This window comes from Caballeronia sp. LjRoot29, from assembly GCF_964252755.1.
Taxonomy (GTDB): domain Bacteria; phylum Pseudomonadota; class Gammaproteobacteria; order Burkholderiales; family Burkholderiaceae; genus Caballeronia.
The window spans coordinates 15,678-33,080 of the sequence record NZ_CAXUPU020000020.1 but is presented as its reverse complement, the minus strand read 5'-3'; the positions used below and the strand labels follow the sequence as shown (position 1 = coordinate 33,080).

General features: G+C 57.8%; 17 protein-coding genes and 4 pseudogenes. 8 read left to right on the top strand and 13 right to left on the bottom strand.

The window, feature by feature from the left end; translation table 11 throughout:
• Nucleotides 1–5: 5 nt before the first annotated feature.
• The 5 genes from ACSQ83_RS21140 to ACSQ83_RS21120 all read left to right on the top strand — a co-directional run bounded on the left by ACSQ83_RS21140 (nt 6) and on the right by ACSQ83_RS21120 (nt 3,496).
• Nucleotides 6–230 (top strand): hypothetical protein, encoded by a 225-nt coding sequence (locus tag ACSQ83_RS21140; protein WP_436229484.1) that lies wholly within the window; start codon nt 6–8, stop codon nt 228–230.
• Between the two features lie 670 nt (nt 231–900).
• Nucleotides 901–1,515 carry a tyrosine-type recombinase/integrase gene (locus ACSQ83_RS21135; protein WP_436229483.1) on the top strand — a complete coding sequence of 205 codons (615 nt, stop codon included), beginning with the start codon at nt 901–903 and terminating at the stop codon, nt 1,513–1,515.
• A gap of 230 nt (nt 1,516–1,745) precedes the next feature.
• Nucleotides 1,746–2,255 carry a hypothetical protein gene (locus tag ACSQ83_RS21130; RefSeq protein WP_436229482.1) on the top strand — a complete coding sequence of 170 codons (510 nt, stop codon included), beginning with the start codon at nt 1,746–1,748 and terminating at the stop codon, nt 2,253–2,255.
• An 80-nt stretch (nt 2,256–2,335) separates the two neighbouring features.
• Nucleotides 2,336–2,668 (top strand): hypothetical protein, encoded by a 333-nt coding sequence (locus ACSQ83_RS21125; protein ID WP_436229560.1) that lies wholly within the window; start codon nt 2,336–2,338, stop codon nt 2,666–2,668.
• A gap of 219 nt (nt 2,669–2,887) precedes the next feature.
• Nucleotides 2,888–3,496: a tyrosine-type recombinase/integrase gene (locus ACSQ83_RS21120; protein ID WP_436229481.1), complete on the top strand. Its 609-nt coding sequence runs from the start codon at nt 2,888–2,890 to the stop codon at nt 3,494–3,496.
• A 26-nt stretch (nt 3,497–3,522) separates the two neighbouring features.
• Here ACSQ83_RS21120 and ACSQ83_RS21115 read toward each other — a convergent pair whose 3' ends face one another.
• The 4 genes and pseudogenes from ACSQ83_RS21115 to ACSQ83_RS21100 all read right to left on the bottom strand — a co-directional run.
• Nucleotides 3,523–4,521 carry a site-specific integrase gene (locus ACSQ83_RS21115; protein WP_436229480.1) on the bottom strand — a complete coding sequence of 333 codons (999 nt, stop codon included), beginning with the start codon at nt 4,519–4,521 and terminating at the stop codon, nt 3,523–3,525.
• Nucleotides 4,518–5,456 carry a tyrosine-type recombinase/integrase gene (locus ACSQ83_RS21110; protein WP_436229479.1) on the bottom strand — a complete coding sequence of 313 codons (939 nt, stop codon included), beginning with the start codon at nt 5,454–5,456 and terminating at the stop codon, nt 4,518–4,520. Before ACSQ83_RS21110 ends, ACSQ83_RS21115 begins: the two co-directional genes overlap by 4 nt.
• A complete protein-coding gene (locus tag ACSQ83_RS21105) occupies nt 5,453–6,163 on the bottom strand; it encodes a tyrosine-type recombinase/integrase (RefSeq protein WP_436229478.1) in 711 nt (236 codons plus the stop codon). Before ACSQ83_RS21105 ends, ACSQ83_RS21110 begins: the two co-directional genes overlap by 4 nt.
• 585 nt (nt 6,164–6,748) lie before the next feature.
• Nucleotides 6,749–7,114: pseudogene (locus ACSQ83_RS21100) on the bottom strand (tyrosine-type recombinase/integrase); the annotation flags it as partial.
• A gap of 188 nt (nt 7,115–7,302) precedes the next feature.
• Between ACSQ83_RS21100 and ACSQ83_RS21095 the strand changes: the two are divergent.
• Nucleotides 7,303–7,797 (top strand): annotated as a pseudogene (locus ACSQ83_RS21095) (IS21 family transposase); the annotation flags it as partial.
• Nucleotides 7,798–7,887: 90 nt separating this feature from the next.
• Here ACSQ83_RS21095 and ACSQ83_RS21090 read toward each other — a convergent pair.
• Genes ACSQ83_RS21090 through ACSQ83_RS21080 form a run of 3 tightly spaced genes read right to left on the bottom strand, consistent with a single transcriptional unit; the run spans nt 7,888 to nt 11,088 of the window.
• Nucleotides 7,888–8,892 (bottom strand): tyrosine-type recombinase/integrase, encoded by a 1,005-nt coding sequence (locus tag ACSQ83_RS21090; RefSeq protein WP_436229477.1) that lies wholly within the window; start codon nt 8,890–8,892, stop codon nt 7,888–7,890.
• Nucleotides 8,885–9,844, bottom strand: a complete 960-nt coding sequence (locus ACSQ83_RS21085) for a tyrosine-type recombinase/integrase (protein ID WP_436229476.1) — start codon at nt 9,842–9,844, stop codon at nt 8,885–8,887. Before ACSQ83_RS21085 ends, ACSQ83_RS21090 begins: the two co-directional genes overlap by 8 nt.
• Nucleotides 9,841–11,088: a tyrosine-type recombinase/integrase gene (locus ACSQ83_RS21080; RefSeq protein WP_436229475.1), complete on the bottom strand. Its 1,248-nt coding sequence runs from the start codon at nt 11,086–11,088 to the stop codon at nt 9,841–9,843. The genes ACSQ83_RS21085 and ACSQ83_RS21080 overlap by 4 nt, the downstream gene beginning before the upstream one ends.
• Nucleotides 11,089–11,263: 175 nt before the next feature.
• Here ACSQ83_RS21080 and istA point away from each other — a divergent pair.
• Both istA and istB read left to right on the top strand, forming a co-directional pair.
• Nucleotides 11,264–12,280, top strand: a pseudogene (istA, locus tag ACSQ83_RS21075) (IS21 family transposase); the annotation flags it as partial.
• A 12-nt stretch (nt 12,281–12,292) separates the two neighbouring features.
• Complete coding sequence (gene istB / locus ACSQ83_RS21070; RefSeq protein ID WP_436229474.1) at nt 12,293–13,060, top strand: IS21-like element helper ATPase IstB; 768 nt, start codon at nt 12,293–12,295, stop codon at nt 13,058–13,060.
• 86 nt (nt 13,061–13,146) lie between these two features.
• On the opposite strand, the pseudogene ACSQ83_RS21065 reads toward istB, so the two are convergent.
• From ACSQ83_RS21065 to ACSQ83_RS21040, 6 genes and pseudogenes are all read right to left on the bottom strand, one after another.
• A pseudogene (locus ACSQ83_RS21065) lies at nt 13,147–13,662 on the bottom strand (tyrosine-type recombinase/integrase); the annotation flags it as partial.
• 169 nt (nt 13,663–13,831) lie between these two features.
• Nucleotides 13,832–14,389 carry a hypothetical protein gene (locus tag ACSQ83_RS21060; protein WP_436229473.1) on the bottom strand — a complete coding sequence of 186 codons (558 nt, stop codon included), beginning with the start codon at nt 14,387–14,389 and terminating at the stop codon, nt 13,832–13,834.
• A gap of 183 nt (nt 14,390–14,572) precedes the next feature.
• A complete protein-coding gene (locus ACSQ83_RS21055) occupies nt 14,573–15,325 on the bottom strand; it encodes a hypothetical protein (RefSeq protein ID WP_436229472.1) in 753 nt (250 codons plus the stop codon).
• Nucleotides 15,326–15,422: 97 nt separating this feature from the next.
• Complete coding sequence (locus ACSQ83_RS21050) at nt 15,423–15,716, bottom strand: TM2 domain-containing protein (protein ID WP_436229471.1); 294 nt, start codon at nt 15,714–15,716, stop codon at nt 15,423–15,425.
• Nucleotides 15,717–15,795: 79 nt separating this feature from the next.
• The gene (locus ACSQ83_RS21045; RefSeq protein WP_436229470.1) at nt 15,796–16,593 is read right to left on the bottom strand and encodes a tetratricopeptide repeat protein; all 798 of its coding nucleotides are present in this window, start codon (nt 16,591–16,593) and stop codon (nt 15,796–15,798) included.
• Complete coding sequence (locus ACSQ83_RS21040; protein WP_436229469.1) at nt 16,590–17,381, bottom strand: tetratricopeptide repeat protein; 792 nt, start codon at nt 17,379–17,381, stop codon at nt 16,590–16,592. The genes ACSQ83_RS21045 and ACSQ83_RS21040 overlap by 4 nt, the downstream gene beginning before the upstream one ends.
• Between the last annotated feature and the right edge of the window lie 22 nt (nt 17,382–17,403).

Below are 17,403 nucleotides of genomic sequence, written 5' to 3'. Positions count from 1 at the left end.
ACGATATGGATATCAAACGCCTCACGGACTGGATCACGGGGGCGGAAGGTCTTGGCGCGAAACTCACGTCCCTGTGCCTGATGTCGATGACCATCTGGCTGCCTGTGGGCAACAAGCGAAAACTCGTCTTGTCGAATTGGGCGATCACGGCGATCGCCATTGGGGTCGCGGGATTTTTGATCGTCAGTCTGTGGGTCTCGTTCAGGCGCTTTGCGCGTGAGTTGGCTTGACCAGCCAAAGGAGTTCACAGTGCACGCATCCGGACCGGATACGCTCATCGGACGCGATGACGACGTCAAAGACACTGGTATGGACGGTCCTCAATTGCCGCGTCGGGCTGCTCAACGGCGAGTCGGGATGCGGCAAGTCCGCGCATACGCATTGTCAAACGTCGTCGGCAATATCCGGGATAGACAAGTTTGGTAACTTTAACAATCGAGCTTTAGGTTAGACGAAGCCAAGGGATCAATCTGCTCAGAACTCTGAAACTCTGCGTTTCATCCCCGCTTTTCGTGCTTGTCCGAAGTGCAGGTGCGACTGTTGTAAAGCGCAAAGCGGTCGTTCACGAGGGCGAGACGCGAGCGTCTGTTGTGGGTCGGGAGTGTGAGTTCGTCGACGCAAGAAGCTGCCGTCCGGCCACTCGATGGCTTCTACGTCAGCAATCTGACGCATTGCTGACGTAAAACTCAGGCCGCCTCAACGTCTTTTAAGGTCGAAATGTACGTGTAAGTCATCGGGCAGTTGATTGTTTCGGACCGGCCGTCCAGGTAGAGGCTTCTTTAGATCGCTGACAGGCAAGACCAGTCGGGGCTGGGCGCGAACCACGGTCAAATCCGCCCAGTGCGGGCGTCCCGATCGGGTACGACAATTGAACTCCCATCATCCCTGTGGGAGACTGTGATGAAAACCGAACAAACCCGTGAGGCGTGGAATAAAGGCAAGCTGGTCGGCCAGAAGCCACCGTTTAAACTCAAAGATGTCTGGGCGATCCGGATCTATCTCCAGAACGCTCATGCTGTTCGTGATCTCGCCCTGTTCAACCTTGCAATCGACAGCAAACTGCGTGGCTGTGATCTTGGCAGTCTTCGAGTCCGCGATGTTACGCACGGCAATCAGGTCTTGTCGCGGGCGCAGGTCATTCAGCGAAAGACACAACGCGCTGTCCAGTTCGAACTGACCGAACCCACCAGGAAGGCTGTCGGTGAGTGGTTGGAAAAGACAGCACTAAGGCCGGATCGGTTTCTCTTCCCCAGTCGGCTGTCCGCATCGCCTCATCTCTCCACCCGACAATATGCCCGGATGATACGGCGATGGGCGGATGCAGCAGGGCTTGATCCGACAGCGTACGGCACGCATTCGATGCGTCGCACGAAGGCAACGCTGATTTACAAACGCACGAAGAACCTCAGGGCAGTGCAGTCGCTGCTCGGTCACAGCAAGATTGAAAGCACAATTCGCTACCTTGGCATCGAAGTCGACGACGCACTTGAGATTTCGGAGCAGACTGAAATCTAGCGGTGTTGGCTCTTGCCGCGCGAAACGCTTCTACATCGTATTCGTGCGGCAGTTCTTCAGTGCGGGTTTCCTAGGACAACGCCGGTGGACTTGTGCCGCCGGCGCTGCGGCAGGACAACCCTCTTTGAGGCCGTTTCGGTTGGAAAGCTGCCCGACAGCCTATGCGTCCGACTCGGCCGGAGCGGAGCGTTCTCGGAGCGCTTGCGGCAAATAAAGCCACCAATGCTACGTTGAAGGATCAGCGGCCGCGCTGGTTCTCGCTGTGGGCCGATACCAATCCGGCGGCGGCGGTCCCTGCTTTGGAACGTCATCTTGAAGCGCTATCCCCGGCCGATGCTTCAGCCTTTGCTCAACTGTTCATCGTCGCTCTGCTCGGCGATCGGCACGGCACGGGCACGCGCGCTGGCGCTTATCGCAACGCTGGCGACCTAAAGCGGCTCTATGTTCTGATGCACCGTTACATCCGAACTGACGAGGACATCGATCGCATTGGGAAGGGTGTCTATTCGCCGAAGCTTCGCGACGACGCGCAGGATGGTCGCAACACCTTGTTCAACATGCTGGTCGAGGTGCCAGGCTCTGAGGCCTACGCGGCGATAAAGGCGCTCGAAGAGGAGCATCCCGAGCCCGATTATCGGCGATGGATGGCGGTGCGGGCGCGTGAGCGTGCAACGCGGGATGCCGACGAGCCGCTTTGGACGGTTGAGCAGGTCCGCGACTTTTCGACAAAGGGCGGCTGATGTATCGCTGACCGAATTGCGTGTGGCGCAACGTCCGCTGACAAGGGTTTGCTGCGACGTATTCATCCCACACCAACTGCATTGTCACGCCCTCGCGGCGTAACTCCCGCCGGCGAGAAGATGTTCGCCGACTACGCTCGGCAAACAGGATACATGAGTCGAAGGACATCCGGCGTATCTATCGGGGGACGATCATCGCGGCAAACGGCGTCACAGGCGAAAGCGTCGCACAGATCACTACGGATGGGCACGCGGATCTGGTCGCCCTCGGTCGGATGTTCATTTCCAATTCGGATCTGCCCGACCGTCTGCGCAATCAAAGACCGCTCACGCCATACGACTGCTCAACGTTCTACGGCGGCGACGGGCGAGGCTGTACGGACTACGCGCCGGATTGGAAGACTACTGCGTAGCGGAGAGCGTTGGTCGCTGGCGCGCAGCATTTCGGGAAATGCCTGCGATGGAGCCACTGCCGCATCTGGCAAATTAAGCGGCCCCTCGGACGTCCGAAGTTACGTGCCACTGGGCGTCTGCTTTTGGCCGACTGCACGCGTGCATCCTGTTTACTAGCGGAAAGCGGCCCTCCGTAATGAGCACAGAATCAGACTCCGATCAACCAATTGGAGTCCGACATGGAAGCCAAGCAAACGCGGGAGCCGTGGAACAGAGGCAGACTAATCGGGCAAAAGCCACCGCTGAAACTGAAGGACATCTGGGCAATACGAATTTATCTCCAGAATGCGCACGCGGTTCGCGATTTTGCTTTGTTCAATGTCGCAATCTACAGCAAACTGCGCGGCTGTGACCTGGTCAACCTTCGTGTCCGCGACGTGATGCACGGTGGTCAAGTGTTGCCCCGGGCGATGATTGTGCAACGTAAAACGCAGCGTCCGGTGCAATTCGAGTTGACCGAACCCACGCGATCAGCGGTGATTGCCTGGGTCGAGAGGGCTCACTTAAAACCGGAGGGGTATCTTTTCCCTAGCCGCGTTCTCAACTCCCCTCATGTCTCTACGCGGCAATATGCTCGGATCGTACATCGTTGGGTCGCAGCCGTTGGTCTCGACTCAGCGATTTACGGCACCCATACGATGCGGCGAACTAAGGCAACGTTGATTTACAAGCGTACGAAGAACCTCCGAGCCGTTCAACTCCTGCTTGGGCATTCCAAGCTCGACTATGTCCTGCTCAGAACTATGTCCCGTGGCGCATCAGGCTGCCAGGACGACATCAGCCGATAGCGCGCGATGCGGGACATAGTCATAGCCTAAAGGCCCTTTAAGAATGCCAACAATCGGTCGTCTGGTCGATACCGTCCCGGCATGCCTTGAGGGGGCGTTGTCCTGTCCAAGATTGCCTGCTTCAAGGTGAGGTTGGCGTCAAGGTAGACCTGTGTGGTTTCAATCGATTCATGACCGAGCCAAAGGGCGATTACCGAGAGGTCTACACCTTGTTGCAACAAATCCATCGCTGTCGTATGTCGCAACACATGTGGACTCACGCGCTTGTTCTTTAGCGAAGAGCATTCGTTCGTGGCCGCTAGGACATGCTTGTGAAGCAGGTAATGGACGCCGTGTGCGCTCAACCGGCCGCCGCGCGCATTAGGGAATAGTGGCTGATTCTCGACCCGCGGAGGCTCTCGAACCCACGCAACCAATACGGCGCAGGTGCTCTTACTCAATGGGGTGCAACGCTCCTTGCGCCCCTTTCCAAATACGCGTACGTGCGCTCCTGCGCCAATGTGCAGGTCCTCGTGCCGAAGACCGGTCAGCTCGGACAGACGTAACCCCGTCTGCACCGCTAACAACATCAGCGCATGATCACGGCGCCCTGACCAAGTCAGTTGGTTAGGCGCGGCCAGCAACGCATCGACCTCTTCTCGGCTTAGGAATGGGACCAGCGCACGGCTAAAGCGCTTGGCCGGGATGGCCAGCACGCGCTGGATTTGTGCTGAGTTTGAAGGCATTTCGAAGGCCGCATACCGGAAGAACGAGTGTACTGCCGTTAAGCGCAAGTTACGCGTTCGAGCCGTGACGCCACGAACCTGCTCCTGTTCATCGAGGAAGTCCGCGATAAGCGGCGCATCAATGTCTTCCAGTGCCAGAGTGGACGGCGCTTTGTGCAAGCGTCGCTGTACAAATTCCAGCAGTAACCGGAACGTGTCGCGGTACGAGGCGATCGTGTGCACACTGGCCTGGCGCTGGTGGATCAAACGCTGAATGAAGAACTTCTCCAGCAAGGTGGCGAAGCTAGGCTCTCTGGTCATAATGATTCTCCCCAACGGCTTTCCAAGCGCTCCATCGCTTCTGCCATCAACTCGGGCGAACCGCTCAAGTACCAGTAGGTGCCGGCGACATAGATGTGCCCAAGATAGGTCGAAAGCACCGGCAGCAAGCGCCAGGCGTCCTCGCCAGACTGATACCAACGTATCAGCACTTCAACAGCGAAGCGATGCCGGAAGTCATGCAGCCGTGGACCCTTGCTTGCACCTTCGGCACGCAGTCCCGTTTGCCGTGACAGCGTGTAGAAAGTCCGATGAACGCGACCCATGTCGAGCCGGGTGCCACGATTCGTGACAAACACATAGGACGAGATTCTGCGACCGAGAAACTGTTTGCGACGATTAAGGTAGTCAGCGAGGACAGTGCAGGTGGTCGGATGAATTGGGACTAAGCGCGATCGGCCGAGCTTGGCACCGCGAATCGTCAGGATGGCGTTATCGAGGTCCACGTCGCCAAGCTCAAGGTTCAGCGCCTCGCTGATTCGCAGCCCTGTCACGCTGAGCAAGCCGATGAGGCAATGGAATACCCAGGGCCGCAGCGGCGTCGACGGCCACGCCACTGGCAGTTCCAATGCCGCATCGAGCAAGCGCCGTACTTCCACGTCCGTGTATAAATGGGGTCTGGCTCGCGTAGACCGATGAGGCAACATGCCGATCGGTGGAATTTCCGTACGGATGTCGGTGGCACTGCGATGGCGAGCAAAGCCGCGCACGAAGCAAAGGCGCCTCGCCCATTCTGCGGGTTGAACCGAAGCATCCTGTGCCCACTCCAGGGCTAGACTAATACTAATATGCTCAGCATGCCGTGCCTCCATGAATCTGACGAACCGGGGCAACAGCAAGCCGGCATCGTGCATCTTGAAACCCAGGCTGCGTCGCAGGTCGAGATATTCTTGGAGCGCCTCTCGAATCGAGTTCATCTCACACCTCCTGGCCAGGCCATAGCCAACTTCCGGAGCGCGCTGACATCCACCTTCGCATAAACGCTCGTTGATTGCGGGCTACGATGACGAAGCACTTGGCCAATCTCGGGGAACGACGCACCGAGCTGCAACATGCGCACAGCCAGAGCATGCCGAAACTGATGCGAACCGCGGTGCGGAGCGTCAGCATTGGCTCGATCGAGCGCGTGGCGCACAATCGTACCAATAGCGTCTGACCCCTCCACCAGCCCGCGTATCGGTGCGAGGGATCGAAGGAATAGATGTCGATCTGGACTGGCAGGCCGCCCGTGCTGGAGATAGGCGGCAATCGCTTCGCCCACGTCGACGGGCAACGGCAGTAGGCTCTGCCGGCCGCCCTTGCCCCGCACACGCAACTGGGCGCAGTCCCAGTCGACGTCGTCCAGCGTCAACCTGACGATCTCGCAGGCTCGAAGCCCCAATCGTGCTAGAAGCAATAGTACGGCACGATCGCGTCGACCCACCGCGCTACAGCAATCGCAACTATCGACTGCTTGCTGCGCGTGCTCGGCCGAGATTGCTTTGGGAACAGGGGGCGTGCGCGCCCAACCGGCTACGGAGGGCACGCTTGCGGCGAGTCCCGCACTGACCTCGCCGCGAACCTGGGCGTAACGAAGGAAGGACCTCAATGCGTTGACAACGTTCTTCAAGGCGGGCGGTGCCATGCGCTTTGCTTCGCTTTTAACGAAAACGACTGCGTCGGTTACGCGAACGTCCTGCAGGCAAACTGCGCCTTGGCCAAACCGCCACACCAGAAATTTACGAGTCAATCTTGCATATGACTCGACGGTTACAACGGCCAGGCCTTGATCGCGCGCAAGGGATTGCGCAAACCCACCGACAACCTCATCAACGGCGACAGCGTGCGTTTGAGCGACATGACACACACCACGCTCACGCAAGCAGCGCAGCAAAAGGCCCAACGCGCGCAGCTCCCGACGTCGCGTCTCCAGGCATCGCGATCTACGTCGCGAGCGAAGGCGCTGATATCGCACGATATCTTCGTCCTTCAAGTCATGAAACGAAATGCGGTTGCCCTCGCACCAGCGCCCAAACGCAAGCGCGTGTTGTGCCAACAGGCATACATAGCTGACCGAATATTGCTGCGTGGCAAGCGAATTAACGAACGATAGAAGGTGCTCCGCAGTCGCACCTCCGATGGTGCGGACCAAAGCGGCAGCGATCTCGTAAGAATGTTCCATGGTCTTCTCCTGTCAGGCAAAGTGCCTGCAAAGAGAGAATGCCAATGTCTAGCGACCATGTGAAAACGCCACGCCAGACGAGGATCCTCGGCGTATGCGGGACATAGTTCTGAGCAGGACATAGTCAAGCTTCTTGTGCCCAAGCATGACTTGAATCACGCGGATATCGACCTTCTGTTCCAGTAAATGAGTGGCAAAGCTATGGCGCAAAGTGTGCATGGACACGCGCTTGTCGATTCCGGCGGCCTCGGCGGCCGCATGGATCGCCCGGTTGAGTTGACGGGTGCTAAGAGATTCAATCGGGTTGAGCCCGGGAAAGAGCCAGCCGCCGTCGAGTATCTTGCCTTGGGCTCGAGCCACTCGCCACCAGACCCGCAGCCGCTCAAGCAGGATCGGCGAGAGCATGGCGTATCTGCGTATTTCGGATGAAGGTGACCGGCCGTTTCGGGATCGTGACCGACGATTTCGGCAACGTGACCGGCCGTTTCGGGAACGTGACCGAGCGGACCGGACAGCAGGATTGGCGTTGCGCATGACATCAACCACGCGGGTTATGCTCGCCGGCTTTGGCCGGAGAGATGATGCCCGCGCACCGGATGAACATGCGCATGATCAAGGACGTTTTACGACTTAAATTCGACGCCGGCTTCTCGCACGATCGAATCGCCGCGTCGCTGGGCATTTCCAAGGGTGTGGTCACTAAGTACGTCGGGCTAGCCGGTGCCGCCGGGCTCGACTGGGCGAGCGCTTGCGACATGGACGAAGGCGAGCTCGAGCGGCGGCTGCTCGGCAAGCCCACCGGACCTGCTGCCTACGCCCAACCCGACTACGGGCGCATCCATCAAGAGCTACGCCGTAAGGGTGTGACGCTGACGCTGTTGTGGGAGGAATACCAGGCTGAGTTTGCGAACCGGCAGACCTACCGTTACACGCAGTTCTGTGAACACTATAAGGCGTTCGCCAAACGCCTGAAGCGCTCGATGCGACAGATTCACCGAGCTGGCGAGAAGCTGTTCGTCGACTTCGCCGGCCCCACGGTGGCGCTGACCACGGGGCGTCGCGCGCACATCTTTGTGGCCGCCATGGGCGCATCTAATGCGAATAGCGGCTTTATGTAGATTCAACCTCGACAGTGCTTTGCCGCGCTCGCATGGGAGCGCGGCCTGTCCTCCATATGGTTCACATAATCACAGCGTCTTCAAGAATCGCAGAAGCGTCTCGGGCGGCTGGTATCGCGCTCGCTTCACTTCTGGCGGATTCAACCGAGCGAGGGCGCGCTCCTTCATCTTGAGGTCCGCCTCGACGTACATGTGCGTCGTCGTCGGGCTCTCGTGACCAAGCCATAACGCAATCTCCGTAGGCCATACACCGGACTGAAGCATCGCCATTGCAGTCGAATGCCTGATGCGGTGCGGTGATACCTTGACATCGGCGAGTTCGGGATGTTGATCCGACGCGGCTTTGGTCGCCAGCTTCAGTCGCTGAGAGACGGTGGCCCGGTTCATTTCGTTTCCTTGACGGGTTGGCAGCAGCGGCGATCGCTCGGTTAGTTGTGGGTTACGGCCAAGCCAATCGCGAATATCTCGGGCTGTGCTCCTCCAAAGTGGCAGTGACCGCTGCTTGCGTCCCTTACCATGCAAATGAATGAAGGAGGTCGGGCCGAGGATGACATCGCTGACCCGGACACCGACGATCTCCGATACGCGAGCGCCGGTGTTATAGAGCAAGGTCAACAGCAGCCGGTCTCGATGGCCAAGCCAGCTCGCAGTCGAGATGTCCATGATTGCCAGCATCTGCTCCCTTGACAGAAAGCCGATCATTGGCCTGTCGAAGCGTTTCGTTGGAACTGCCAGCGCCTGCTCGATGACACGCAGGTTAGCGAGATCGCGCCGAGCGGCGAACCGCAGGAACGACCGAATAGCTGCAAGCCGAATATTTCGGCTGCGTACCGTGTTGTGCCGATCTCGTTCTAGGTGCTCAAGGAAACTTGCCAGGAACTTTGCGTCAATGTCAGCCAACTGCAATGCCGACGGCGACTTGCCCAAGGATTGCTCGGCAAAGCGCAACATGAGCAAGAAGCCGTCGCGATAAGACGCGATGGTACGGGGGCTGAGTGCTCGCTGCTGCACCATGTAGTCGGTGAAGAATTCCTGCACCAAACCAGCGAAAGTGGGGAAGGTTGAGTTAGGCATGACGCACCTCCATCAGAACGAAACTCTCGAACTTTGCGCCCACCATCGACATTAGTTCCGGCGTTCCGCTGAGGTACCAATAAGTGTCCGAGATGCTGGCATGGCCAAGGTAGGTGCATAACCAGAGCACGGCATGATCGACAGTCTGGCCGGTTTCATACCATCGCTGCAATCGAGCCACGGCGAAGCTGTGCCGAAGGTCCTGAATGCGCGGATGCGGGTAGTTCCCGCGTGCCTGCCAATTCAATTGCCGACGCAGTTGCACGAAGACGTCTTGAACCGTCCTCTTCGGCAGGCGGCATCCCGACTGCGACACGAAGAATGGCATGTCTTCGCGGGGTTCGATACATCGATCACGAACTTGTCGATAATCATTTAGCACTTGTACGACAGTGCTATGCAACGGTAGGCATCGCGACTTGCCGAACTTGGTGTGACGCACCGTCAAACAAGCACGTTGCAAATCTACGTCTACATCAAGAAGGTTCAAGGCTTCCGAGAGGCGAAGGCCAACCGCGGCGATAAGGCCGAACATTGTTCGGTAGGTCGCCGGACGCACTCCATCCAACGGAGAAAGGCGACCCGCCTGCTCGAGCAAATCGCGCACTTCCTGTGCGGTGTAAATGTGCGGTGCCAGCCGCCGGTGGCCTGGCCCAAACGTGTGTAAATCGGGGATCTCAGTGGCCGGCTGGAACTGGCGGTAATATGCCGCGAAAGGTCGAACGACTTCCAGCCTGCGAGCCCAGGTCACAGGCCCGGTGTGCCTAACATGCTCGCGCGCCCAGTCGAGTTGCAGCTCCAGCGTCAGAGGCCCTCGATGTCCGTGGGCATCCGCGTACCGTGCAAAGCGCATCAGTTGCTGGCCTGTGAAGCTCAGTTCGAAACCAAGCTGCCTGCGCTGTTTCAGATAGCGTTCAACAGCGAGCTGGACCGTGTCGGTGGATGTGCTCATATCACACCTCCAGGCCACGGCATTGCAACGGCCGCTAGGTGCACCATATCAACCTTGGTGTAAATCATTGACGTGTCGAGTTCGCGATGACGGAGCACATCGGCGATATCCTTTAGGGTGCTTCCGGTGGCGAGCAGCCGACTAGCCAATGCGTGACGCAATATGTGCACGCGCGTGTGGGGTAATCCGCTGCGCCGATAGGCTTCACGCACGATCTTACGTAGCACCTCCGGGCCGATCGGAACATCGACCGGAGCGACGTGACGCACAAAGACTCGCCTGCTGGCCGTCGGAGGTCGCTCCACGCGGAGATAGATTGCGATGGCTTGACCCGTGGTCTGCGGCAACGGTAGCACGTCCACGCGGCGCGACTTGTTCTTTGCAATGCGAAGCGTGCCCGTTTCCCAGTCGATGTCGTCCAGATCAATGCTGACAACTTCGCTGGCTCGCAGGCCCAGATCGACGAGACAGCGAACCATGGCGTAAGCACGATGCCCGGATGCCAACCCTTCTGGGAATGCGTGAAGCAATTGCACAACTTGCTGCTCCGACAGTGTCTGTGGCAATACCCCTAAACGATGGTTCGCAGGTGATGCGATGACTGGGATTAAGTGCGTTACGCTGTCCCCCAGCGTTGCCCGGTAGCGGAGGTACGCGCGCAGCGTGCTCGCTATTATCTGTGCACTGCCCGGGCGCAGTCCCTGAAGCCGGATATCGATAAACTGCCGCAACTCGTCTTGGGTTGGACAGATCACCAAGCGCGAGCTAACACCTTGGCGCTGTTGCAGGAAAGATTCCATGATCCTGAGACGTTGCGTTCGAGTGCTTCGTGCTAATCCACGTGCACGATTCATGTGTTCATCGAAGCGGCGGAGTTCGTCGTCGATCTTAGAAGCAACCTCGCCATTGTGTAGCACCTTGGCCTCGTTCAGCAAAACGAGCAGATGCCTCAGCGCCGCTCGAACCGTCCGGGCGTGTCTTTGCACTGGCGGTGGACAGGTACAGTGCGCGAGGTGTTCGGTGATGAACCGCCGAACAACATCGTCTTTAAGGTCGCATGCGGCAACTCGGGAGCGTCGCATCCAGCGGGCAAAGTGCGCGACGCTATACAGGTACATCGTTACGGTGTGGTCGGCGTAGCCTCGCCTAACGAGGTGCTGCCAATAGCCGGTGACGTACGGAGCGAGAACGCTGTCGCGCAACCACGAGGCCGGGACAGCGTGTAGCAAAGGAAACGTATCCATGATGGCTCCTGAAGGGATATTGCCACTACAGGAAACGCCCTTTTTTATGCGAAGTCCAGTTCGCCCGAACCAGCTGACGACCGCAATTCGACAGCACCGCTGCTAGACTAAATTCTGCTAAATCTACATAAAAACGCTGTTCGCATTAGATGCGTTATGCAGAGTTCTCCATAACGCATCGAGTTTCACGTTCGCGTGCGCCACGCCAGCCGAGACGATGGAGGACTGGCTGAACGGTATCGGCCGCGCGCTGACGTTCTACGGCGGCGTTCCACAGCTGATCGTGCCAGACAACCCGCGTGCGATGATCGCTGACCCTGACCGTTACGAGCCGCGCGCAGGCGACACCGTGTTGGACTTCGCGCGTCACTACGGAACCTCATTCTTGCCGGCACGCGTCTATCGCCCCCAGGACAAGCCGAAGGTTGAAGTAGCGGTTCAGATCGTCGAGCGTTGGATCATGGCGCGCCTGCGTCATCATCGATTCGAAACTATTGAGTCGGTCAACGACGCGATCCGCCCACTGCTGAAGAACCTGAACGGGCGTCCGTTTCAGAAGCTTCCGGGATGTCGCGCCACCGCATTTGCCGAACTGGACGCGCCAGCTTTACAACCGCTGCCGGTGCAGCCGTATGAGCTGGCGCGGTTCAAGTCGGTCACGGTCCACATTGACTATCACGTCGAGATCGACAAACACCGCTACAGCGTTCCGCAAGCGCTAGTTGGACTCAAGCTCGACGCACGTATCACAGCGGGCGCCGTCGAGCTCCTGCATCGCGGCCGCCGCGTGGCCAGCCACGCCCGCAACGATCGCGCGGGAGGCTACACGACAGTCGTAGAGCACATGCCGGCGGCACACCGCGCCCATCTCGAATGGACTCCGCAGCGCCTCATTCACTGGGGCCAGCAGATTGGCGGCGCAACCGGCGCGCTCGTGAGTCGGCTTCTTCAGGAGCAACGTCATCCCGAACATGGTTATCGGGCGTGCCTTGGACTGCTCTCACTCTCTCGTCGCTATGGCCCCGAGCGTCTGGAAGCGGCGTGCGCATTGGCACTCGAACTAGGCGTACACCGTTACCGCCACGTCCGCGACATCCTGATCAACAACCGTGACCGAGCCGCAGCAACAACGCCGGTTGAATGGATCAGCCCAAGCCACGCGCATGTGCGCGGCCCCAGCTACTACCAATAGAGAGAACCCACCATGATGATGCAACAGACCTTGACGCAACTGCGCACCTTGAAGCTCGATGGCTTTGCCGACGGCTTGGAACAGCAATTGACGCAGCCCGGCACGGCGACGCTCAGTTTCGAGGAACGCTTGTCATTGTTGGTCGACCGGGAAGCAAGCTGGCGCGATGATCGCCGTCGCACCCGACTGCTTAAGCAAGCGCGCCTGAAGTATCCGCAAGCCGCCATTGAAGATCTGGACACTCGCGCAGGTCGAGGGATCGACCCGCGTTCGCTCACAAGCCTGGCTCTGGGCGACTGGGTTGAGGCCGGATACAGCCTGCTCATTAGCGGCGCGACCGGCGCCGGTAAGTCATGGCTCGCCTGCGCCTTGGCGCAGTATGCCTGCCGACGCGGACACTCTGCGTTGTATCTGCGCGTGCCGCGGATGGGCGAGGAACTACGCGTTCTGCACGGCAACGGCGGCTTCACCAAATGGCTGCTGCAGGTTGCTCGCACTGATGTTCTCTTGCTGGACGATTGGGGAATGGCTCCGCTCGACGCGATGGTTCGAAATGATCTACTCGAGATGATTGACGACCGTTCTGCCGGCAAGGCCACGATCGTAACCAGCCAACTACCGATCGAACACTGGCATGGCTGGATAGGCGACGAGACCATCGCCGACGCAATGCTTGATCGCCTCATGCACCGTCACCACCGCATCAAACTCACAGGCGAATCTCTAAGAAAGCCGCCTCCGAAGTCCAGCGTATTTGAACCAGAACTCGACCAAAACTAGGGAGGGACTCTACAATCGAAACCGCGCAACGCCCAACCTCGCCGAATCGGTCACGTTCCCGAAATCAGCGGTCACGTTCACCGAAATACGCAGTATCGATCCTTCTGACCTTTGCCCTGTTCAACGCGCAGCGTCATGCGCTGGCTGTCGATGTCACCGACCTTCAGGGCTGCCACTTCACTGGCGCGCAATCCGGTCCCATAAGCAACGGCGAGCGCCGTCTGATGCTTGAGATTACTGGCTGCTGCGATCAGTCGCCCCACTTCATCGCGACTGAGGATGACGGGCAAAGTGCGCGGGAGATAAATCGGACGCATCTTGGCCATTAATGCTTCTTGACCGAGCGTGGTGCCGAAGAAGAACTTCAACCCGGTGATCGCGGCGTTTAGAGAGACTGGCGACACGCCGCGGTCAACTAGATGCAACTGGTAGCGTCGCAATTCCTCAACGGTCGCGGTGTCCGGCGAGCGTCCGAGGAAGACTGTGAACTCGCGTACGACGCGAAGGTAGTTGGATTGCGTGGTCGGCGCGAGGCGACGCATGCGCATGTCGTCCATCATGCGCTGGCGTAACGGGCTGATAACTTCGGTGGATGTCGTCATGGCGCGGCTCCTGTCGAGTAACGAGGCGGATCGCCTCATCAATCAACATAGGAAACCAAGCCGAGTCCCTTCGAAAAACCACATGCCTCAAACGGAGGGCCTACCGCGCGAGCGGTTTAGTCCTCTGGCCGGCTACGGTCGGGGGGTCAGTTTCGCGTGGCCATCAGTGTTACTTCAACAAGCTTGGAAAGCCTGGCGCCTGAACTAGTTTTCCCAACAGATCTTGGACCGCAGGCATAAGCGCTTGTGCCGTCTGATTGCACGCGGTCTCGCCAAAGTAGCTAGAGGAGTATTCATACTTTTCCGCGATACTTAGGCTGCGACCATTTGATGACTGCACAGTTAGCCCCAGATTCCACGCTCCCGAGACAGACGAAAAATCAATATTGTCGAGGCGACCCGTCAGCTGTACGGGCGATCCAGCGGCATACACTCCGGCGATTTTAAGTTCCGAAACCAGTGACGTTCTTACGAAATCAGCAAACGTTTCACCATCAGGGGTCTTGATCGGACCAACGCCGCGGCACATGATCGTGTTCGGATTTTGGTTGGGAATCGGTGCCTGAGAAAATGCGCCAACGCTTATGCCGCTGTTTGGAACGGCCCGCAACGTGACGACGTTGTCTGCAGCGACCGAATATCGCGGCACCGCATAAGTGGAACACCCCGTAATCGCAACCGTCAAGAGCACGGCCAAAAGAGCTTTCCTACAGTAGATAACTTCCATAATTTTAAAATCTCGATGATCGTTTTTGTATGTTCACGATAAGGACGTCGGTGCTGACCCTGGACGACAATGGGCATTGTTAGCGAAAACTAACTAAGCTCTCGGTTAATGCAAATGTCTCGACGGCCGCGAGCCGACAGCCGCCAGCCGCCAGCCGCCAGCCGCCGCAGGAAAACATTTCGATTAGGGTTTGGTTCCCACAAACAATATTCCAGCGTTCGAAGGGGTTTGCAGCATGGCGTGGATGACCTTGTTCGATGAGCTAAGTAGGCCAATACCCGTTGCCGTTGTGCTTGGATACGCACATCCCGAGCTTGCTGAAAAAGTCAACGTGATGTCATATACATTGCCCTTCGCATGCGGGGTAATCGCACCGGTGAACGGACAATTTGTGCCTTTCCCGGTAATGTTGCCGCTCGCATCGGCTGTCAGTATCACGACATTTGAACCCAGCGCAGTGACGCTCGTCCCAGCGTAATTCCCCTGCGAGGCGGCAAGAGTCGGCGCAGTATCGTATGTTGGATCGTAGTTACCGGCCAATGTCACCTTGGCCCCATTCGCATAGCTAACCGTACCATTGATAGACGTCTTAGCCGTGTATGTACCAGAAAGTGTGGCGGAGGTGATACCTGCGCCTTGCAGGTTATAGTCAGTTCCACTCCCACCGGACAAAACGCCATTGGTTGATGAAACTGAACCGACGATGACTCCCGCGATAAGCGCCGGGTTTCCAGCGACCGAATATTGCGCGTAGTACTTTCCGTTTTCCAGGACCGTTGCCACGACGGCCTGATTCGTATTAGTGTTTCCCGTGTATTGGCCTTCAGCCGAGGCGGAATTTACTGCTGGTGAAGAGCTGCTTCCGCCGTCTCCGCCACCTCCGCCGCAAGCGGCGAGAATAGCTGCTGCCGCGAGCGTTGAAATTACTGCTTTCATATCATCTCTCCTAGTTGTCGCGTGCTTTAAGCCAGCTCGCGTAATTTTTTTAACACACATCTTTCAGTCAAACCTTCAAGACCGTTGCAATTTGGGCTTAACTGAGGCGCCCCGCGAGGGACACATTGTGAGAGCTCACAATGCTCGGGATAAGAAATGCATCGATAAGAATCCAAAGTCCCACGATCCCGAGTACAAAAAAACCGATGCCGAACATTACTGTGCAAGCGCCGAAGATGGTAAGCAAAAGCTGAAAGATGGCCGTGCCTGTCTTACCCGCATAAAACCGGTGCCCACCGAGGTACCCTACAAAGAACCATAGAAGGTAAGCCACTCCGACACTCTTTTTCTGCGCGTCGTACATCATCATGTCGCGTGCTGTATCGTTCATTTTTTGTTCCCCTTTGAGTAGTTTTTTAGTGCATAGCGCACTGTTTCGACACCGATCTGTTGCTAACAACAACTACAAGCTAGCGATACCTCGACACGAGCGCGGTAAAGCGAATATCTGATTTGATCGGATCGAAGGATGCGTCTTGCGCAATGACGTCGAACCCACGAAAGCCCTTCGCGAACGCATCGCCCAGATGACGTATCGCTGCATCCTGGTCCCCTTGTCGAAGTTTCAACAGTGCCAAGTCGTAGTCGATCATCGGATGCGCGTCTTGATCGGCACTAGCCGACGCAAAGTACGTCCCGGCCGCCTCCAAATTTCCCCGAGCCATGGAAAGCTCGCCTTGCTTGATCGCGATCTTGTATGGCGGCTCCGCTTTCTCGCTCTCGCGTGGCACCTGCGCTTGGTCGCTCGAACTCGTCTTAACTGGAACGCCTGGCGGATGACTCACCCCGGCTGGCGCGTCGGCTGTACGCGAAGGGATCACCAAATGCGCAACCACTCCACTCCCAGCCTCGTCCTTCACTCTGCGGTAGTACAGTTTGCCCGCAAGCGGGACTTGCACATACATTCGGTCGGGTCCATCGAAGTAAAACGAGAGCCCAACGCCATATGCAAAATCCACGATGGCTTCGTTGCGCTTCGATTCAATACCCGCGATTGGGATTTGAACTTCCGCATCGGGGCTCGCAAGCTCATGCTGGCTCACGACGAAATCGGGCCCAATGGGCAGATGGGCACTCAAGACCTGAACACGCTCGGCCCGCCAATGACCAATAATGGATGGGCCGTCCGACTTCGAACAGCCGGCCGTCGTCAGCGCAACAAGCGCAATGCTAACCGCGAGGCTGCCCAGAGACAGATGTCTCATCATGCCGCCGAGCGGTATCGCTTTTCGAGATCTACAAACCGCGGATCTTGCCGGATACTATCCAGATCGGGATCCTTGTCCATTTCATCGAAGAACTTAAAGCCGTTCAGGAAGCTCGCTTCTAGCTGCTTCAATGCGTCATCGGTGCGACCTTGTTTCAGACGCAGGATCGCAACGTTGTAGTAGACCAAGGGCTGCTTATCGTCACGAGCTAAGGCGTCGCCCAAATCCTTGTCCGCCGCTTCAAACTTGCCCTGGGACATCTGGGCGATTGCGGACTTAACCAGTTCTTTGGCCGCTGCCTGATTGCTCGCCGTCGCCGCACCGGCTGGATCGCCAGTTGTCAGCTTGGTATCGCCGTCTCTGCGCGTCTGTTTGATGTCCTCGTCCGTGGGTGCGATCCCACCGCTGGCAGCGACACTTGAGGACGTAGAGGCTGCTGCTGTGTTGCCGCTTGCAACGAGCGCAGAAGCAGCAGTCCCTGACGCCGAGGCAGCAGCGACATCGGCGTTTGTCGCGGGAACCGTTGCGGAGATGGGTACATCAACAGCTGACGTTTTAACCTTCTTGTAATAAAAACCGCCCGCTGCACCAACGATGACGATCGCGCCCACGACTGCGGCAACAATCACCCTTTTGTCGATGCCCGCCTTGTTTTGCCCACTTGTCTGCAGTTCGAGCAGGGTCGAACACGACGGGCACTTCAGATCTTCGCCCGGGGCACGGGAAAATAGTTCACCCAGGTTTGCGCGTTCGCAATCACCGAGTGTGGGACATTTATATGTTGCCATTTTCTTTACCTTTCCCTTCTAT